The organism is Nocardia sp. NPDC059195 (genome assembly GCF_042754695.1).
In the GTDB taxonomy this organism is placed as follows: domain Bacteria; phylum Actinomycetota; class Actinomycetes; order Mycobacteriales; family Mycobacteriaceae; genus Nocardia.
Genome location: NZ_JBHZBG010000009.1, coordinates 111,496 through 129,427 on the forward strand (window position 1 = coordinate 111,496; position 17,932 = coordinate 129,427).

The following is a 17,932-nucleotide window of genomic DNA, read 5'->3' on the forward strand; positions in this document are numbered from 1 at the left end:
CTGCCATATCACCGAAGTCCTTTCGCTACAGCGGGTTCCCGGCCTTGCGCAGTGCGGCGCGGTGGCACGGTGAGGGTGAACGGGGCAAGCCCCACCGATTCGGCCGCCGGTCCCGTGTCGACCAGCCTGCGGGCCCAGCCGAGGTCCTGCTCGGTTGCCTGCGGCAGGGTCGCGATGACCGCGGACAGCACCGGGGCGTAGCGCGAATCCTCGTCCGAGAGCGCGAGTCCGATCGCGTGGATCGCGCGCCGATACGCGGTGAGCAGGGCGCCACCGGCGACGGGGTCCACGGTGGCGGCGAACTCGAGCACGACGGGTAGATGGTCGGCGACCTCGCCGCTCGGCGGCTCCACGCCTGCGCCGCGGTATGCCTCGGAGAAGGCGAGCATCGCCGTGCCACGATTGCGCGTATCACCGTCGGTCCAGTACGTGAGCAGCAGCGTTGCCCGCCTGCGCAGGTCGAATGTCTCGGTGAACTGTTGTGCCGCGGCTACTTCGGAGAGCGAACCCAGTTCGGTCGCCACCCGGAGCAACGGCTCGGCCTGCTCGCGCGGCAGGTGGGCGCACAGTTGCGCGACGAGTTCGAGTCGCGTTCGGTGTTCGCTGTCGGGATAGGCCAGCAGCAGCGAGGCCGCCTGCCACACCAGTCGCTGTTCGGCGGCGCGCCGGGCCGCGCGAGGGCGCATCATGCGCGGCCGCCCGGGAACATGCCCTCCGGTGCGCCCTTGCCGTCCCAGTTCAGCAGATTGACCCGAGAGCCGTTGCCCGCGGCGGTGGATTCACTGGTCTGGCGCTGTTTGAGCGCGTGGAATGTCTCCACCGCGACCGGCACCGGTTTGCCGCTGGTCTCGCCGAAGGGACCCGAAACCTGTTCGTACATCCCGGGTCCGCCATCGAAGTCGAGGGCACAGTCCGCCACGGATTCCTCAAGCTGATGCCCCTGATCGGCATAGGCCGAGGGAATCACGTACCGGTCTTCGATTTTCGCCAGCGCCAACAGCCGGTACATCTCGTACATCTTTTCCTCGGTCATCCCGACGGCCGCGGGAATATCGGCTCGCGGCTCACGTCCGAGGTTGATATCGCGCATATACGACCGCATCGCGGCCAGCTTGCGCAAAACCACCGCCACCGCTTCGGTATCCCCCGCGGTGAACAGTCCGGCCAAGTACTCCAGGGGAATTCGCAACGATTCGAGTGCACCGAACAGGTTGCCCGCATCCTCGCCGTCGTGCCCGTCCCGGCTGACCGCGTCGACCACCGGCGACAGCGGCGGGACGTACCACACCATCGGCATCGTCCGGTATTCCGGATGCAGTGGGAGCGCCACCCGGAAGTCCTTGATCAGCGCGTGAATCGGGGACCGTTGTGCCGCCTCGATCCAGCTGTCCGGAATGCCGGAGGCACGCGCTCCCGCGACAACGTCCGGATCGGCGGGATCGAGCAGCACGTTCACCTGCGCCTCGTACAGATCGCGCTCATCGGCGACGGCGGCAGCGTCGAGCACCTTGTCCACGTCGTAGAAGATCAGCCCGATATACCGCAACCGGCCGACGCAGGTCTCCGCGCAGACCGTCGGCAAGCCGACCTCGACCCGCGGATAGCAAAAGGTACATTTCTCGGCCTTGCCGGTCTTGTGGTTGAAATACACCTTCTTGTACGGGCATCCGGAGATGCACATCCGCCAGCCACGGCACTTGTCCTGGTCGACGAGCACGATTCCGTCCTCGGTGCGCTTGTACATCGCGCCGGAAGGACAGGACGCGACGCATGCCGGATTGAGGCAGTGCTCGCAGATACGCGGCAGATAGAACATGAAGGTCTGTTCGAGATCGGCCTTCACCTTCTCGCTCACCTTCGCCAGCACCGGGTCGCCGGGGAGGATCTCGGGCGACCCGGCTAGATCGTCATCCCAGTTGGCCGAGCCCTTGATCATCATCGGCGCGCCGGTGAGCAGGCTGCGCGGTGCGGCTACTGGAACCTGGTCGCTCAGTGGGGCATTGGTCAAATTCTCGTAGTCGTAGGTCCAGGGCTCGTAGTAGTCCTCGATCGAGGGCATCTTCGGATTGGCGAAGATATTGGCGAGCTTGCTGAAACGGTCGCCGCCGAGCAAGCGCAACCGGCCGTTCTTCATAGTCCAGCCGCCGCGCCACTTCTCCTGATCCTCATAGGTGCGCGGATAGCCTTGTCCCGGACGGGTTTCCACATTGTTGAACCACACGTATTCGGTGCCGGTGCGGTTGGTCCACGCCTGTTTGCAGGTCACCGAACAGGTGTGGCAGCCGATGCACTTGTCCAGGTTCATCACCATCGCCAACTGCGCCATGACTTTCATCAGTACGTCACCTCCTGGCTGCGGCGACGGACCACGGTGACTTCGTCGCGCTGATTTCCGGTCGGGCCGAGATAGTTGAACGCGAACGAGGTCTGGGCGTAGCCACCCGCCAGATGCGTCGGTTTGATCAGCAACTGAGTGAGCGAATTGTGAATGCCACCACGGGTTCCGGTGGTCTCCGACAGCGGGACATCGATGGTGCGTTCCTGCGCGTGATACACGTACACCACACCGTCGGGCATGCGCTGGGACACGATCGACCGGCAGACCAGCACACCGTTGCGGTTCACCGCCTCGACCCATTCGTTGTCGCGCACGCCGATCTTCGCCGCGTCGCCGGGGCTCATCCACATGGTCGGGCCGCCGCGCGAGAGCGACAGCATCAGCAGGTTGTCCTGGTATTCGGAGTGGATCGACCACTTCGAATGCGGGGTCAGATAGCGCAGGGTCAGCCCGACACCGTCGCGGGTTTCCCCGATTCCGGGTTCGCCGAACAGTTTTCCCATATCCAGCGGCGGGCGGTAGATCGGCAGCGCCTCGCCGAGTTCCTCCAGCCAATCGTGGTCGACGTAGAAATGCATGCGACCGGTGAGCGTGTGGAAAGGCTTGAGGAATTCGATGTTCTGGGTGAACGGCGCGTAGCGGCGCCCACCGGTTTCGCTGCCCGACCACTCCGGACTGGTGATCACCGGCACCGGTCGGGATTGGGTCTCCGCGAACGTGATTCGACGTTCCTCGCTGCCCTCGGCCAGCTCCACCATGTGGCGCCCGGTGCGCCGGTCCAGTTCCTCGAACCCCGCCACCGACAGCCTGCCGTTGGACGTGCCCGACAGCATGAGAATGGTCTCGGCCATCTTCTCGGCCGTCTCCAGCGCCGGACGGCCTGCTGCCACACCGGAATTCATCACGCCGTGCAGTCGGCCCAGCTCGACGACTTCCTGATCCGGGAATACGGTGATGCCCTTGGTCGTCAGACCCGCCTTCTCGACCAGCGGGCCCAGTGCCGCCCATTTCTCCGCGATGGCGGCGTAATTCCGCTCGACCACCGCCAGTGGACCCATCGTTTTACCCGGCACCGGAACATCGCCGGTGTCCTGCCAATTCGACTGGGTGCCATGGGGATAGGCCATCGCACCGGGGGTGTCGTGCTGCAATGTGCCGAGCACGACATCGGTGCGGGTGCCCAGGTGCACCGCCGCCATCGCCGAGAACGCGCGGGCGATCGTGGCGAACGCGTCGAAATCGGACCTGGTTTCCCACGGTGGGTCGATGGCCGGGGTGAAGGCGTTCATGAAGGGGTGCATATCGGTGCTGGACAGGTCGGCCTTCTCGTACCAGGTGGCCGCGGGCAGCACGACATCGGAGAACAGGGTGGTCGAGGTCATCCGGAAGTCGATCGACATCAGCAGGTCGAGCTTGCCCTCCGGCACCGGATCGGGCGAGACCACATCCACGGGACGCTGCCCCGCCTCGGCCAGCGTGTTGCGCACATTCGAACCGGTACCGAGCAGATGCTTCAGGAAGTACTCGTTGCCCTTGGACGAGGAGCCGAGCAGATTCGACCGCCACACGCTCAGCACCCGCGGCCAGTTCTTCGGACTGTCCGGATCCTGGACCGCGAATCGCAGCTTGCCGCTGTGCAATTGGTCGACGGTGTAGGCCACCGGGTCGACGCCCGCGGCGGCCGCCTCGTCGGCCAGGTCCAGCGAGGAACGGTCGAACTGGGGATAGAACGGCGTCCAGCCCATCGCCACGGCCGAGCTCATCACGTCCATGGTGTGCTTGCCGCGGAACAGCCCGCGCCCGGTCGGCGCGGCGAGTACGTCGGCGCGGTAGCCGTCGTAGCGCCACTGGTCGGTGTGCGCGTACCAGTACGAGGTGCCTGCCATCAGGCGCGGCGGGCGCGACCAGTCGGTGCCCATCGCGACGGTGGACCAGCCGGTCACCGGCCTGCATTTCTCCTGCCCGACATAGTGGGCCCAGCCGCCGCCGTTGCGGCCCATCGAACCGGTGAGCAGCAGCATCGCCAGAATCGCGCGGTAGGTGGCGTCGCCGTGGAACCACTGGCAGATCCCCGCGCCCATGATGATCATGCTGCGGCCGCCGGAATCGACGGCGTTGTCGGCGAATTCGCGGGCGATCCGGATCACCTGCGCGCCCGAGACACCGGTGATCGGTTCCTGCCAGGCGGGGGTGTAGAGCGAACCGGGATCGTCGTAGCCGCTGGGCCATTGCCCCGGCAGGCCCGGCCGCGCCACACCGTACTGGGCGAGCATGAGGTCGAAGACCGTGCAGACCGGACGGCCGGCGACCATCCGCACCGGCACCCCACGATCGATCGTCTCGCCGTGGCCGTCGACGGTGTCGAAGCGCGGCATCGTCACCACCACCGACCGCCCGTCGCCCGTATCGGCAACGGTCAGCGCGGGTTGCAGATCACCGAGGTCGAGGTTCCATTTCCCGACACCTTCCTGCCCGAACCGGAAGCCCAGCGAGCCGTGCGGTACCGCGGGCTCGCCGGTGACGCTGTCGATGAGCACCGGCTTGAAGGCGGCGTTCTCGGCGCTGGAGCCGAGTTCGGCGGCGGTGAGATTCTTGCCGGGAACCAGGCGTCCGTCGCGTTCGACCAGGCTGACCAGAAAGGGCAGATCGGTGAACTGCCGGACGTAGTCGACGAAGAACGGCTCCCGTTCGCGCACGAAGTAGTCGGTGAGGATGACGTGCCCCATCGCCATCGCCATCGCGCCGTCGGTGCCCGCCGCGCACGGCATCCATTCGTCGGCGAATTTGGTGTTGTCGGCGTAGTCGGGGCTGACCGTGACGACCTTGGTACCGCGGTAGCGCACCTCGGCCATCCAGTGGGCGTCGGGCGTGCGCGTCACCGGCACATTGGATCCCCACATCATCAGATAGGAGGCGTCCCACCAGTCACCCGACTCCGGCACATCGGTCTGGTCACCGAAGACCTGCGGCGAGGCCACCGGCAGGTCGGCGTACCAGTCGTAGAACGAGGTCATCACCCCGCCGATCATCTCGACGAACCGCGACCCCGCCGCGAAGGACACCATCGACATCGCCGGGATGGGTGAGAACCCGGCCACCCGGTCCGGGCCGTATTCGGCGATGGTGTGCACGTGCGCCGCGGCGATCATCTCGACCGCCTCGTCCCAGCTCACCCGCACCAAACCGCCCATGCCCCTGGCCTTTTGATAGGTGCGGCGCCGATCCGGATCGGCTTGCAGGTCGGCCCAGGCCAGGACGGGATCGCCGAGCCGCCGTTTGGCTTCGCGATACATCTCGACCAGCACACCGCGCGCGTACGGGTAGCGCACCCGCGTCGGCGAGTAGGTGTACCAGGAGAAGGCGGCCCCACGAGGACAGCCACGCGGCTCGTAATCCGGCCGGTCGGGGCCTGCCGAGGGGTAGTCGATGTCCTGGGTCTCGCAGGTGATGATGCCGTCTTTGACGTAGACCTTCCACGAGCACGACCCGGTGCAGTTCACGCCGTGGGTCGAGCGCACCACCTTGTCGTGACTCCACCGGTTGCGATAGAAGATGTCGCCCTCGCGACCGCCGGAACGGGAGATAGTGCGCAGATCAGCGGATTCGACACCGGGGGTGAAGAACCGGCCGCTGCGCACCAACAGGTCTTCGACGGGTCCGCCGATCCGCGCTCGAGATGCCACTGTTCATTTCTCCTTCGACGAGGTCCGATCAGGGATGGCGCGGGGAGCACCGCTACTCGACGGCGTGCAGCTTGAACACGGTGTAGGCCAGCGCGGCCAACGCGGTCGCGGCCAGCAGCAGCAGGCCGACGGCGTAGCTGTTGCTCGCTTCGTTGTAGGTCATGCCCATGATCAGCGGCGGGAAGTAGCCGCCGAGCCCGCCCGCGGCCGACACGACGCCGGTGACGCTGCCGACGCTCTGCGCGGGTGTTCGCCGCGCCACCCAGGCGAACACGCCACCGGTGCCGACCCCGAGGAACAGCGCCAGGGCGATGAACGTGGCCGCCGAGGCGACATCGGCAGGCGGCTTGAACGAGGCCACCACCGCCATCACCGCGGTGCCGGCCAGCGAGACGATCACGATGTATTTCGGCGCGATGCGGTCGGAGAGCGCGCCACCGATCGGGCGCGCGATCACCGCGGCGAGCGCGAAGGCCGCGGTGCGGCTGCCCGCGTCGACCGCGGAGAAGCCGTAGATGTGTTTGATGTAGGTCGGCAGATACGAGCTGAAGGCGACGAACCCGCCGAACACCACCGCGTACAGGAACGACATCTCCCAGGTGACACCCAGCTTCATCGCGGCGCGCAGCTTGGGCAGCACCGGTTCGGTGTTCGGGGTGAAATCCGGCGAGTTCCGCATGAACAGGATGCACAGCACCGCGGTCACCGCGAGCGCGGCCGCCACGATCAGGTGGGTGGGCAGCAGCCCGAACCAGCGGACGAACCGGGGCGTGAAGAACGCCGACACCGCGGTGCCGACCATGCCCGCCCCGAACACGCCGGTCGCGAAGCCGCGCCGGGCAGGCACGTACCAGGAGTTCGCGAACGGGATGCCGACGGCGAAGATGGTGCCGGGGATGCCGAGCAGGAAGGCGAACACCAGCATCAGCGGGTAGGACTCGATGCTGCCCGCGATGCCGACCGCGATCACCGGCACGATCGAGGCCAGCGAAACCGCGATGAACATGGTTCGGCCGCCGATGCGGTCGGTGAGCGCGCCGGACACGATCCGGCCGAGCGAGCCGACGAGAATCGGCATCGCCACCATGATCGAGGCCGCCATGCTGCTGAGCGCCATCTTGTCGGCGTAGTTCGGCGAGAGGGGGCCGATGAGGTTCCACGCCCAGAAGTTGATGGCCGAAACCCAGGTGGCCAGGGCGAGATTGAGGGTCGGGGACCCGGTGCGTACCGCTGCCTGTAGCGAGGTCACCAACCTAGGAGAACACACTCGCCCGAACCAGGTGGGACAACACGCAACAGATCGGCAACCATCGAACGCTCTACTGCTACCTGCACATAGAGGATACGAAAGCCGTGCACGCGCAGCTGAATGCCCGGTGCAGCAAACCATCGACCAGCATGGGTGCGAATGCGGTCGGCCGCATCGGCAACAATGTGGGAATGAGCGGCGTTGAGCAGAATGTGACCGATCCCTATCTCTGGCTCGAGGACGTGACCGACGAGGGCGCGCTGGACTGGGCGCGCGCCCGCAACGAGGTGGTGGGCCACCGGTTCGCCGCCACCGACCGATTCGCCGATATGGAGCGTCGTGTACTGGCGATGCTCGACGACGACACCAAGATCGCCTACCCAGGCAGGCGGGGTCCGTGGCTGTACAACTTCTGGCGTGATGCGCAGCATCAACGCGGACTGTGGCGGCGCACGACGTTCGAGTCCTACGCCACCGATGCGCCCGAGTGGGATGTGCTGATCGATGTCGACGCGCTGGCCGAGGCCGACGGGGAGAACTGGGTGTGGTCGGGTGCCGCGGTGCTGCGGCCCTCGCAGGAGCGCGCCATCATCCACCTGTCCCGCGGTGGTGCCGACGCGGGCGTCGAGCGCGAATTCGACTTGCTCACCAGGCAATTCATCGCCCCGGCGGACGGCGGGTTCTCCTTGCCGGAGGCCAAGTCACGAATCGGCTGGATCGACGCCGACACCGTCTACGTCGGCACCGATTTCGGACCAGGATCGCTCACCGACTCCGGATACCCGCGCATCGCCAAGCGCTGGCGACGTGGCACGGAGTTGTCCACAGCCGAAACGGTGTACGAGGGTAAGCCGAGCGATGTGTCGATCAGCGCCGGGTACGACCGCCACCCCGGCTACGAGCGCCACTACCTGCACCGGTCGACGGACTTCTTCAACAGTGAGGTGTCGCTGCTCGGCGACGGCGAATGGCGCCTCATCGAAACCCCCACCGACGCGGACGTCGACTGGTACCGCGACTGGCTGCTGGTGCGCCTGAAGACCGAATGGACACCGGCCGACACCACCTACGCTCCCGGCAGCCTGCTGGTCACCGACCTGAACGACTTCCTCGCCGGCTCGAGGGAGTTCGAGGTTCTCTTCGCCCCCGACCCGCACACCTCGCTGGAATCGTGGGGATGGACCGAGAACCACCTGATCCTGACCACTCTGCACGATGTGCAGACCGGATTCCGGGTGCTCACACCCGGCCCGGACGGGTGGACGACCAGCACGCTCACCGACTCCCCCGCGATGTCGTCCACCTCGGTCAACAACCTCGACCCGCTAGAGGGCGGCGACGAATTCATGCTCACCACCACCGGTTTCACCACGCCGACCACGCTGCTCAGCAGCGCCATCGGCGAAACCGCGGTGACCTTGAAGCAGGCGCCCGGCTACTTCGATGCCACCGGCATCGAGACCGAGCAGTTCTTCGCCACCTCCGACGACGGAACCGCAGTGCCCTACTTCGTGATTCGGCATCGTGACCGCTGCGGCACGCCGGGCCCGACGATCATGAACGGATACGGCGGCTTCGAAATCTCCAAGACCCCCACCTATCTCGGCTCCGCGGGCATGAACTGGCTCGAACGCGGCGGCACCTACGTGATGACCAATATCCGCGGCGGCGGCGAGTACGGACCCGAATGGCACACTGCCGCACTGAAAGAGCACCGGCACCGCGCCTTCGAAGACTTCGCCGCGGTCGCCCGCGACCTGGTCACCCGCGGCATCACCACCCCCGACCGGCTCGGCGCGATCGGCGGCAGCAATGGCGGGCTGCTGATGGGCGTGATGCTCACTCGCTATCCGGAACTGTTCGGCGCCATCGTCTGCCAGGTGCCGCTGCTGGATATGAAGCGTTACCACCTGCTGCTGGCCGGTGCGTCGTGGGTCGCCGAATACGGCGACCCGGACAAGCCGGAGGAATGGGCCTACATCAGCGAGTATTCGCCGTATCAGAACACCGACACCGGCAAGCAGTACCCGCCGATCCTGCTCGCCACTTCCACCCGCGACGACCGGGTGCATCCCGGTCATGCGCGAAAGATGGCCGCGCTGCTGGAGTCTCAGGATCGCACCGTCTGGTACTACGAGAACATCGAGGGTGGTCACGGCGGTGCCGCCGACAACAAGCAGTCGGCGTACCTGTCCGCGCTGGTCTACGAGTTCTTCATCCAGATGCTGATCGAGGGCCGCCGCTCGGCCTGAGCCTGCGCGGTCGTCGCCGGATCAGCGGTCGCGCAACCACTTCTCCACCGCGTCAACGGTGGAGTCCGGATTGGTGATCCAGCCGATGTGCCCCAGGGCCTCCGGCTGGAACCACCGGGTGATCTGCGCACCGGTCAGCTTGCCGAGCAGGTGGTCGGCGGAGGTCTGTGGGGCCATGTCGTCACCGGCGACGGTGATCGACAGGACCGGGAACTTCAGCCGCGACATCCGCTCGTCGTAGTCGATATCGGCGCCGACGGGCACGAAGCGCCCGGTGCGCGCCAGCCTGGCCCAATCCGACATGAGCACTTTGGACTGCCTGCCGTACGCGCGCTTGCCGAGCAGGTCCCCCGGCCAGAACCCGGCCAGGTTCGACGCGACCGCCACCGCGGCGGTACCGACCAGCACACCCGGACCGAGAACACCGCGAAACCCCCGGAAGTACGGGGTGCCGGAAGCGACCAGGATCAGGCCCCCGAGCCTGCCGCGCACCCGAGCCGCGTACATCGCCGAGAGCTGCCCGCCCATGCTGTGGCCGAGCAGGTACGGCGTGCTGGCCGGGAACCGGTTGCGCACCGCGGCCAGGATCGCCGGAAAGTCCACCGAGACCAATTCTTGGTAGCCGTACGAACTTCCGGCATCAGGACGAGGTGTGCTCGCACCCTGACCACGCAGTTCGCCGATGGCGACGTCGAATCCGCAGGCGGCCAGCCGGTGTCCGAAATACTCGTAGTACTCCCCCGGCACGGCCAGGCCGGGCACGATGACCACGACCGGGCGTGGCGCGTCGGCGGTGACCGGATGCCGGTGTACACCGGTGGCCGGAATGAGCCGGACCGGCAGGGTGCTGCCGTCGGGTACCTGGATCGGGACGATCTCGACCCGCGCCATCAAGCCCCGACCGCGCCCAGGATCACCCGGCTCAGCACCTTGATCACCTCGTCGAGCGGAGGGCGCGGGTCGCTGCCGCTCCAGCCGTCGACGACATAGTTCACCGCGCCGATGATCGCGAGCACCCGCAGTTCGTAGTCGCCGGACGGGATTTCACCGTGCATGGCCGCGTCCTCGGCGGCACTGGCCAGCAACGACCCCCACACGCGACGCAGCTCCAGGCGGAACTTCTCGACCTTGGGGCCCGCGCCGACCACTTCGACCAGCGCCACCCGCGCCTTGCGGGGATCGTTGCCGATCGACTCGACGTATGCCCGCACGGCCGCGTCGATCTGCTCAAGCACGGTCGCCTCGGACTTGTCCTCGAGCGCCCTGGCTACCGCCTCACGCGAATGCCGGTCGATCTGCTCGTACAACTCCAGCAGCAGCGATTCGCGGCCGGTGAACTCCTCGTAGAACTGCCGAGACGATAGCCCCGCGTCCTTACAGATGGCACCGACCGAGCTGTTGGCATACCCGTCGCGCGCGAAGACCGTCAGGCCTGACTCCAGAAAACGCGCACGCCGCTGGCGTTGCCGGTCCTCTACGGGTTGCCCGGCATACATTCGTCCCGTATTCGCATCCTGTGACATTGTCGCTGACAATACCTAAGGGCCTGATCCCCTCGTCATGGATCAGGCCCTTAGGCTGCCCTTTCGGCCAACCGCGCGTTAGCCGAAAGTTGGCTACTGCCGTATCAGTTCCCGGAGGCCTGCGCAGAACCGGTGCTCATCGAGCTGGTGAGCAGGCCGAGCAGCAGGGTCAGAATGTTGCCGTCGCTGCTGTCGTCAGTGATGTTGTAAAGCATGTGTCACTCCAAGTCGATGTTTTGTGACTTCGTTGTCACGGGCCATTTGCCGTCTCGGACGATACCCAGACACAATGTGAAGTGGAGGTGTTTTAAAGGAATTTTGTAGAATTTTTTGGCAAAGGACACAAGACCCAAGAAGTTCGGTCTCGCCAAGGGCTGACCAGCCCGGGCTACCGACATGTGAAACGCGAGTGTACCGAGGCGAAAGCTCCCCTTTCGCGGTATCGGGAGTACCCGCGGACAAGTTCCGACCACGGGCGGAGGTCCGGGCGAGGTCACGGTGCTTATGCTGAGCGTGACAGCCCGTCACGTTTACCCCGGAGGCACCGTTGCCGAACACTCTCGAAGCCAGCATCGACATCGCCGCATCGCCGGAAAAAGTCTGGTCGGTGCTCGCCGACCTGCGCCGCATGCCCGAGCTCAGCCCGACGACGTTGAAGATGGTCGCGGTCGGTGGCGTCCGCGACGGCGCGTTCACCGTCAATGTCAACAAGGTCGGCTGGAAGATCTACCCGACCACCTCACGCATCGTGCGCTTCGAGCCGAACAAGGCGCTGGCGTTCCGGATGAACGAGAACCGCACGACCTGGGCCTACGAGCTCGAGCCGACCGCCACCGGCACTCGCGTCGTCGAGACGCGCACGGTCGACGTCAAGGGCTTGCCCGGCTGGCTGCGGGGAACCATCAAGGTCGCCATGGGCGGCGAGGAGAAGTTCGAGGCCGACCTGGTCTCGGGGATGCAGGAGACGCTGAGCAAGGTGAAGGTCGCCGCCGAGCGCTGACCTCGATCATCGTGTGAGCCCGCCGGATCCATCCGGCGGGCTCTTTTTTCTCACGGCAGGTTGTCGCGAATCTCGTCGAGCGCCACCGCGGCGCGCGTGAGCGACTCCTGGACCGCCGCGAGTTCGGCCGCGGTGAATCGCTCGGCGAGCGCGCGCTCCACCGCGATCGCGCGGGCGTCGGCGTCGTCCATCACCGCCCGCCCCTGCTCGGTCAGGCGGGTTTCCAGCACGTTCTTGTGCCACTCGTGCGGGGTGCGGTCGACCAGACCGCGGTCCTGCAGATTGGTCAGGACGGTGTTCATCGTCGGCGGGGTGACGCCGGCCAGCCGGGCCAATGCCGCCGCCGAGATGCCCGGATTCTCCGCGAGGTGCAGCAGCGCGCTGTACTGCGGGACGGTCAGCCCAGCCGGTTTCAGCGCGGCCGTCTTCGTCGCGATCAGGGCTTGCTCGGCGCGCTTGATATACGAGCCGAGCCGCTCGGCGGCGGACATGGACGTCATGCGTTGCATGGTATCCGCCCATCACATCATAATGCCCTTGACGATCATAACGACTCTAATTTACATTATTGTCTGTTGCTTGATGATTGGCATTACATCACTGAGAGGCTTTATCATGTGGAGAACCGTCGCCGTTGCCGCCGCGTGCCTGGCTATGACCGCGTGCGGAACCTCGCCCGCCACACCCACGCTGAGCACCGCCTATGAACTGCCCGGCGCTGCCGTATATCCCGAGGGCATCGGCCTGGACGCCCGCAACGGTGACACCTACGTCGGGTCGTTCGCGGACGGTGCGGTGTACCGAGCGGCCGCCGGCGCATCGCGCGCCGAGGTGTTCCTGCCCGCGGGCGCCGACGGCAGGAAGACGGCGAACGGCCTGAAGGTCGATCGGAGCGGTCGGCTGTGGGTGATCGATTCCGGTGTGGGCGTGAGTGTTTACGACACCGGGTCACGTGCGCTGCTCGCACGGTTCGACGTGCCCGGTGACGCACCGCGTTTCGTCAATGATCTGGATTTCGGCGCGGACGGGTCGGCCTATGTGACCGACAGCGTGCGAAACGTCGTCTACCAGGCGACTATCGGTGCCGGTAGTGCATTGACCGTCGCCTACGACCTGAGCACCGCGCTCGGGCCACGCGATCCGAAGGTGTTCGAGCTCAACGGAATTGTCGCCGACCCGGCCGGGAAGTATCTGATCGTCGTCGCCATGTCAGCGGCCCAGCTGTACCGCATCGACCTCACCGGCGGCCAGGACCCGATCCGAAGAATTGCGCTGAACGGCGGCGACGCACGCCACGGCGACGGGCTGGACCTGCGCGAGGACACCCTGTGGGTAGTGCACAACCTCGACAACACCATCAGCCGCTGGACGCTCACCGACAACGGCGCGACCGCCACTCGCACTGGCGAATTCCACGATCCGGCACTGAATGTTCCCACGACGATGGTGCATTCGGGTGAGCGGGCGCTGATCGTGTCATCGCAGTTCGACAAGGGTGGCCCGCTGGGTCAGGCGGGCACACCGGGGACGTTCGTGGTCTCGGCGGTCAGTGGGTTCTAGCGATGAATTCGCCGAGGACGGAGACGAATTCGTCCGGTTGCTCCACCTGGGGCGAGTGGCCCGCGTGTTCGACGAGGTGGGTGTCGGCGCCCGCGGCGGCGAAGCGGGCGAGGGTCGCGGCGCTGTCGTAGAGGTGGTCGTGGCGGCCGTGGATGGCGAGGACGGGCTGTTCCAGGGCTTGTACGCGGGTGTCGAGTGGTTGCGCGGCGAGGTCGTCGGCTCGAGCACCCACGGCGTAGGCGAGGCCGGTGGGGAGGGTGGCGCGGAAGTCGCGGACCAGCGCGTCGGCCAATCCTGGTGCCGAGTCGTAGCGGAAGCGGGGCGCGAAGGCCGATCGGCTCGCCAGCCGGATCACCGGTGCGGGTGTCCACCGTTGCGCCAGGCGCACCGCCCACGGGCGGACGACCCACTTCGCGGCGGCCGGGATCCTGGCAGCCCGGTAGTCCGGGGCTTGGCCGACGACCACCACGCGGGCGACGCGGTTCGACACGGCCGCGAGTTCCAAGACGATCTCGGCGCCGAACGAATGGCCCACCGCCGTCACGTCGGTGAGGTCGAGGTCGTTCATGAGCGCGACGAGTGGGGCGGTGCGGGCCGCGGCGCTGAAGTCGCCGTCGGCGCCGAGTTCGTGCGCATCGACCCGGATCACCCGGAACTCGCCGGTCATCCGCTCGGCGGCGGCTGCGAACCAATCGACCGAGCCCGGAATGCCGTGGATGCACACGATCGCAGGCGCGGTGGGTTCGCCCTCGTCCAGAAACAACACGTCAACCACCCTAATCGGCGCGGACGCGCAGGGTTTCCGGGAATTCGCGAACGGCGGTTCGAATAGGCTCTGCCCATGCCTACCGCCCTGCTGTACGGCCTCGGTACCGCGGTCCCGCTGCTGATCGGGGTCGCGGTGGGCCTGCGGTGGACGCTGCCGAAGGCCGTGCTCGCCGCGATGATGGCATTCGGTGCCGGAACGATGATCGCGGCGGTGTCGGAGGAGCTCTTCGCGCCCGCCTTCCGCCGCGACGGCGCACTGATCGCGGGCAGCGCGCTGTTCGCCGGTGCGGGGGTGTACGTGGTCGCCAACCACCTCATCGAGAACAAGCTCGGACCTGCCGCGATCGGCTGGGCATTGCTGCTGGGGACCGTGCTCGACGGCGTGCCGGAGAACCTCGCTCTGGGTGTATCCCTCAGCAGCGGAGGCGGATTCGTGTTGCTGGTGGCGATCGCCGCGGGCAATGTGCCCGAAGCGCTCAGCGGGGCGGTGCTGATGCGCGAGCAGCACGGGTTCGAGGCGGGCCGGACGTTCGCGCTGTGGGCGGTAACGGCCTCGGTGCTCGTCGCGGTGACCGTGCTGGGCAACGGATTCGCGGATTCGGTGTCGACGACGGCGATCAGCGCGGTCCAGGCCTTCGCCGGCGGCGCGACGATCGCGGTGCTTGCCGACTCGCTCATTCCCGAGGCCTACCGCGAAGGCGGCTGGTGGGTCGGGATGGCCACCGCGGCAGGCTTCTTCGTCGCTTTCGCCATCGGCTGAACCATTCCGCCCGGTCGCGGCCAGAATTTCCGAACCATCCCGGTGGCAATATTCCGCCGGTTCGCATACGCTTCGCCGCGGATGAATACGCCTCGGGAGGGACGAGTGATCACTCCGAACAGGCCGGAGGACGTAGCCGATACTCGGCACGCGGTGCCGTTGACCCAACTGATACACCTGATGGCGGAGTATCAGCACCTCGGCGCGCACCGTGACACCTTTCTCGCCACCCCCGCCGACGACACCTTCGTGCGCGGCTGCGGCATCGTGGCGGGCTGTATCGCCACCATCGGCGTCATCGTCGCCGCTGTCGGCGCATGGCAAGGCGGTGTGGCACTACTGACGATCGCTGCCGCGCCCGTGCTCCTCGCACTCCGCCGCGGCGTGATCAACCGGCAGAACCGCGCCGCCCGCATCGACCTGTTCGACCACGGCGTCACCGTCTACCGATCGGGCCAGCGTGTGGCCGGATTCCGGTGGGACAGTACCGAAGTGCGTCAGCACTCGATCCCCTTCCACGACACCACGCCGGTCACCTACCTGCTGGAACTGTCGGGCCCCGGCGGTGTCGAGGCGACCATCGACGAAGAGGGTTTCGCCCGCGCCCGCGAATGGGCCCGCGCCATCCAATCCGCTGTCACCGCAACCCAACTCCCCGCCGCGGTTGCCGCCATCGACAACGGCGAAACCGTCCCCTTCGGCGATCTCTCCCTCTCCCTCGACGCCCTCACCTTCCGCGGCGAAGCCCTGCCCTGGGAAGACATCCAGCTCATCGACGCCCGCAGCGGCCACATCCGCATCAAACTCTCCGGCGTGTGGATGTCGCTGGCCCCCGTGAGCACCATCCCCAACTTCTACATCTTCAACGAACTGGCCGAGCGCCTGCGATTGACCCCGGTCGGCTGAGCGCGCGCGTAGGCCGGTCTTCGATCGCCATGTTCACTCCCCTATTTCATGCCGAAGGCCGGCCCACCGAGTGGTGGACCGGCCTTCGTGACTTGCGTTGGGCTAGCTGATCAAGAGATCAGAAGTCCATGCCGCCCATGCCACCGGTGGGGTCGCCCGCGGGGGCGGCCTTCTCCGGCTTGTCGGCGACGACTGCCTCGGTGGTGAGGAAGAGCGCGGCGATGGAGGCCGCGTTCTGCAGGGCCGAGCGGGTGACCTTGACCGGGTCGGCAACGCCGGCGGCCAGCAGGTTCTCGTAGACACCGGAGTCGGCGTTCAGGCCTTCGCCCTCGGGGAGGTTGGAGACCTTCTCGGCCACGACGCCGGGCTCGAGGCCCGCGTTGAAGGCGATCTGCTTGAGCGGAGCCGACAGCGCGACACGCACGATGTTGACACCGGTCGCCTCGTCAGCGGTCAGACCTTCGAAGCCGTCGAGCGCGGGGGCGGCCTGCAGCAGCGCGACGCCACCACCGGCAACGATGCCCTCTTCGACGGCGGCCTTGGCGTTGCGCACGGCATCTTCGATGCGGTGCTTGCGCTCCTTGAGCTCGACCTCGGTGGCGGCACCGGCCTTGATCACCGCAACGCCGCCGGCCAGCTTGGCCAGACGTTCCTGCAGCTTCTCACGGTCGTAGTCCGAGTCCGAACCCTCGATCTCGGCGCGGATCTGCGCCACGCGGCCCTTGATGGCCTCCGCGTCGCCCGCACCCTCGACGATGGTGGTCTCGTCCTTGGTGATGACGACCTTGCGCGCGGTGCCGAGCAGCTCGATACCGGCGGTCTCCAGGGAGAGGCCGACCTCTTCGCTGATGACCTCGCCACCGGTGAGGATGGCGATATCGGCCAGCTGGGCCTTGCGACGGTCACCGAAGCCGGGCGCCTTGACGGCGACGGACTTGAAGGTGCCACGGATCTTGTTCACGACCAGGGTCGAGAGGGCTTCGCCCTCGACGTCCTCGGCGATGATCAGCAGCGGCTTGCCGGCCTGGATGACCTTCTCCAGCAGCGGCAGCAGGTCCTTGACGGTCGAGATCTTCGACGACACCAGCAGGATGTACGGGTCCTCGAGGACCGCTTCCTGACGCTCGGGGTCGGTGACGAAGTAACCGGAGATGTAGCCCTTGTCGAAGCGCATACCCTCGGTCAGCTCCAGCTGGAGCCCGAAGGTGTTGCTCTCCTCGACGGTGATGACACCTTCCTTGCCGACCTTGTCCATCGCCTCGGCGATGAGCTGGCCGATGGCCGAGTCGCCCGCGGAGATACCAGCGGTAGCAGCGATCTGCTCCTTGGTGTCGATCTCCTTGGCGGTGTCGAGCAGCTTGGCGGTGACGGCCTCGACGGCCTTCTCGATGCCACGCTTGAGGCCGAGCGGGTTCGCGCCGGCCGCGACGTTGCGCAGGCCTTCACGCACGAGCGCCTGGGCGAGCACGGTGGCGGTGGTCGTACCGTCGCCGGCGACGTCATCCGTCTTCTTGGCGACTTCCTTGACCAGCTCGGCGCCGATCTTCTCGTACGGGTCCTCGAGGTCGATCTCCTTGGCGATGGAAACACCATCGTTGGTGATCGTGGGGGCGCCCCACTTCTTCTCGAGCACGACGTTGCGACCCTTCGGGCCCAGCGTCACCTTGACAGCGTCGGCGAGGGCGTTCAGACCCCGCTCGAGACCGCGACGGGCCTCTTCGTCGTACGCAATTGTCTTGGCCATTGCGTTGAGATCCTCCACATGTCTATGGCTGACACACGAGACGACCACAGGTTGGATCGCCCCAAAGTTACGCTGGCCAGGTGCGGTGCCCGCGACGGACGACCGAGGGTGTCGATGGAACCCGATCTCACCACCCCGACCTGGCACTC

At 66.6% G+C, this 17,932-nt stretch carries 14 protein-coding genes; 5 read left to right on the plus strand and 9 right to left on the minus strand.

Annotated features, from left to right (window positions below; genetic code table 11):
- Window positions 1-8: 8 nt before the first annotated feature.
- Genes narJ through ACFXKN_RS14215 form a run of 4 tightly spaced genes read right to left on the minus strand, consistent with a single transcriptional unit; the run spans window position 9 to window position 7,270 of the window.
- Entirely contained in the window at window positions 9-689 is a 681-nt protein-coding gene (gene narJ / locus ACFXKN_RS14200; protein ID WP_379433098.1) for a nitrate reductase molybdenum cofactor assembly chaperone, read from the minus strand.
- Complete coding sequence (gene narH, locus ACFXKN_RS14205; protein WP_379433099.1) at window positions 686-2,335, minus strand: nitrate reductase subunit beta; 1,650 nt, start codon at window positions 2,333-2,335, stop codon at window positions 686-688. Before narH ends, narJ begins: the two co-directional genes overlap by 4 nt.
- Window positions 2,335-6,021, minus strand: a complete 3,687-nt coding sequence (locus tag ACFXKN_RS14210) for a nitrate reductase subunit alpha (RefSeq protein ID WP_379433100.1) — start codon at window positions 6,019-6,021, stop codon at window positions 2,335-2,337. The genes narH and ACFXKN_RS14210 overlap by 1 nt, the downstream gene beginning before the upstream one ends.
- 52 nt (window positions 6,022-6,073) lie before the next feature.
- Window positions 6,074-7,270 carry an MFS transporter gene (locus ACFXKN_RS14215; protein ID WP_379433101.1) on the minus strand — a complete coding sequence of 399 codons (1,197 nt, stop codon included), beginning with the start codon at window positions 7,268-7,270 and terminating at the stop codon, window positions 6,074-6,076.
- Between the two features lie 191 nt (window positions 7,271-7,461).
- Here ACFXKN_RS14215 and ACFXKN_RS14220 point away from each other — a divergent pair, with 191 nt between their 5' ends.
- A complete protein-coding gene (locus tag ACFXKN_RS14220; RefSeq protein ID WP_379433131.1) occupies window positions 7,462-9,522 on the plus strand; it encodes a prolyl oligopeptidase family protein in 2,061 nt (686 codons plus the stop codon).
- Window positions 9,523-9,543: 21 nt separating this feature from the next.
- Here ACFXKN_RS14220 and ACFXKN_RS14225 read toward each other — a convergent pair whose 3' ends face one another.
- Both ACFXKN_RS14225 and ACFXKN_RS14230 read right to left on the minus strand, forming a co-directional pair.
- Window positions 9,544-10,413, minus strand: a complete 870-nt coding sequence (locus tag ACFXKN_RS14225) for an alpha/beta fold hydrolase (protein ID WP_378941925.1) — start codon at window positions 10,411-10,413, stop codon at window positions 9,544-9,546.
- A complete protein-coding gene (locus ACFXKN_RS14230) occupies window positions 10,413-11,045 on the minus strand; it encodes a TetR/AcrR family transcriptional regulator (RefSeq protein WP_378941934.1) in 633 nt (210 codons plus the stop codon). Before ACFXKN_RS14230 ends, ACFXKN_RS14225 begins: the two co-directional genes overlap by 1 nt.
- A 547-nt stretch (window positions 11,046-11,592) precedes the next feature.
- Between ACFXKN_RS14230 and ACFXKN_RS14235 the strand changes: the two genes are divergently transcribed.
- Window positions 11,593-12,045, plus strand: a complete 453-nt coding sequence (locus ACFXKN_RS14235) for an SRPBCC family protein (protein WP_378941939.1) — start codon at window positions 11,593-11,595, stop codon at window positions 12,043-12,045.
- Window positions 12,046-12,095: 50 nt separating this feature from the next.
- On the opposite strand, the gene ACFXKN_RS14240 is transcribed toward ACFXKN_RS14235, so the two are convergent.
- Window positions 12,096-12,545 (minus strand): MarR family winged helix-turn-helix transcriptional regulator, encoded by a 450-nt coding sequence (locus ACFXKN_RS14240; protein ID WP_378941949.1) that lies wholly within the window; start codon window positions 12,543-12,545, stop codon window positions 12,096-12,098.
- Window positions 12,546-12,660: 115 nt separating this feature from the next.
- Between ACFXKN_RS14240 and ACFXKN_RS14245 the strand changes: the two genes are divergently transcribed.
- Window positions 12,661-13,605 carry an SMP-30/gluconolactonase/LRE family protein gene (locus tag ACFXKN_RS14245; protein ID WP_378941958.1) on the plus strand — a complete coding sequence of 315 codons (945 nt, stop codon included), beginning with the start codon at window positions 12,661-12,663 and terminating at the stop codon, window positions 13,603-13,605.
- Here ACFXKN_RS14245 and ACFXKN_RS14250 read toward each other — a convergent pair.
- Window positions 13,592-14,371 (minus strand): alpha/beta fold hydrolase, encoded by a 780-nt coding sequence (locus tag ACFXKN_RS14250; RefSeq protein WP_378941963.1) that lies wholly within the window; start codon window positions 14,369-14,371, stop codon window positions 13,592-13,594. The genes ACFXKN_RS14245 and ACFXKN_RS14250 overlap by 14 nt on opposite strands.
- A gap of 75 nt (window positions 14,372-14,446) precedes the next feature.
- On the opposite strand from ACFXKN_RS14250, the gene ACFXKN_RS14255 reads away from it, so the two are divergent.
- Together ACFXKN_RS14255 and ACFXKN_RS14260 are read left to right on the plus strand one after the other, a co-directional pair.
- On the plus strand, window positions 14,447-15,133 hold the full coding sequence (locus tag ACFXKN_RS14255; RefSeq protein ID WP_378941970.1) for a ZIP family metal transporter: 687 nt from the start codon (window positions 14,447-14,449) through the stop codon (window positions 15,131-15,133).
- A 105-nt stretch (window positions 15,134-15,238) separates the two neighbouring features.
- Window positions 15,239-16,039, plus strand: coding sequence for a DUF6585 family protein (locus ACFXKN_RS14260; RefSeq protein WP_379433102.1), 801 nt, complete (start codon window positions 15,239-15,241; stop codon window positions 16,037-16,039).
- A gap of 118 nt (window positions 16,040-16,157) precedes the next feature.
- Here ACFXKN_RS14260 and groL read toward each other — a convergent pair whose 3' ends face one another.
- Complete coding sequence (gene groL / locus ACFXKN_RS14265; RefSeq protein ID WP_378941994.1) at window positions 16,158-17,783, minus strand: chaperonin GroEL; 1,626 nt, start codon at window positions 17,781-17,783, stop codon at window positions 16,158-16,160.
- Between the last annotated feature and the right edge of the window lie 149 nt (window positions 17,784-17,932).

Excerpts from the sequence above, each read along its gene's own strand:
- ACFXKN_RS14245 (WP_378941958.1), top strand. The coding sequence starts at position 12,661 with ATGTGGAGAACCGTCGCCGTTGCCGCCGCGTGCCTGGCTATGACCGCG.
- narH (WP_379433099.1), bottom strand. The coding sequence starts at position 2,335 with ATGAAAGTCATGGCGCAGTTGGCGATGGTGATGAACCTGGACAAGTGC.
- ACFXKN_RS14240 (WP_378941949.1), bottom strand. The coding sequence starts at position 12,545 with ATGACGTCCATGTCCGCCGCCGAGCGGCTCGGCTCGTATATCAAGCGC.
- groL (WP_378941994.1), bottom strand. The coding sequence starts at position 17,783 with ATGGCCAAGACAATTGCGTACGACGAAGAGGCCCGTCGCGGTCTCGAG.
- ACFXKN_RS14230 (WP_378941934.1), bottom strand. The coding sequence starts at position 11,045 with ATGTCACAGGATGCGAATACGGGACGAATGTATGCCGGGCAACCCGTA.
- ACFXKN_RS14225 (WP_378941925.1), bottom strand. The coding sequence starts at position 10,413 with ATGGCGCGGGTCGAGATCGTCCCGATCCAGGTACCCGACGGCAGCACC.
- ACFXKN_RS14220 (WP_379433131.1), top strand. The coding sequence starts at position 7,462 with ATGAGCGGCGTTGAGCAGAATGTGACCGATCCCTATCTCTGGCTCGAG.
- narJ (WP_379433098.1), bottom strand. The coding sequence starts at position 689 with ATGATGCGCCCTCGCGCGGCCCGGCGCGCCGCCGAACAGCGACTGGTG.
- ACFXKN_RS14255 (WP_378941970.1), top strand. The coding sequence starts at position 14,447 with ATGCCTACCGCCCTGCTGTACGGCCTCGGTACCGCGGTCCCGCTGCTG.